The sequence below is a fragment of the Streptomyces chisholmiae genome, assembly GCF_031845445.1.
In the GTDB taxonomy this organism is placed as follows: Bacteria; Actinomycetota; Actinomycetes; order Streptomycetales; family Streptomycetaceae; genus Streptomyces; species Streptomyces chisholmiae.
Genome location: NZ_JAVREO010000298.1, coordinates 1 through 393 on the forward strand (window position 1 = coordinate 1; position 393 = coordinate 393).

General features: G+C 58.5%; 1 protein-coding gene. It reads left to right on the forward strand.

The window, feature by feature from the left end; genetic code table 11:
• Positions 1–393: hydrogen gas-evolving membrane-bound hydrogenase subunit E (gene mbhE, locus RM844_RS33280; RefSeq protein ID WP_311671147.1), on the forward strand; the 393-nt coding region annotated here is incomplete at both ends.

The window sequence follows — 393 nt, forward strand, 5'->3', positions numbered from 1 at the left end:
TCCCGAGACAATCTCTGGTTTCTTCCTCGACAAGTCATACAGCGAGGCAGGCGGGAGAAATGTCGTCAACGTCTTGCTAGTCGACTTCCGGGCGTTCGACACACTTGGCGAAATTACCGTGCTCGGCGTCGTCGCCCTGACGGTTTTCGCCCTGCTGCGACGCTTTCGGCCTGCGGCTGAAAGCCTGTCAGCGCCGGAGCAGCAGGCCGTACAGAAGGCATTTGATGTACGTCACGAGGCGCGAACGTCAGACGAAACAGTTGTCGACTACCTGATGATTCCGCGTGTCATCATGCAGTGGCTCTTTCCGGTCATTGTCGTCTTTGCGATCTACCTGTTCCTTCGCGGCCACGACCTGCCCGGCGGAGGCTTCATCGCCGGCATCACCATGTC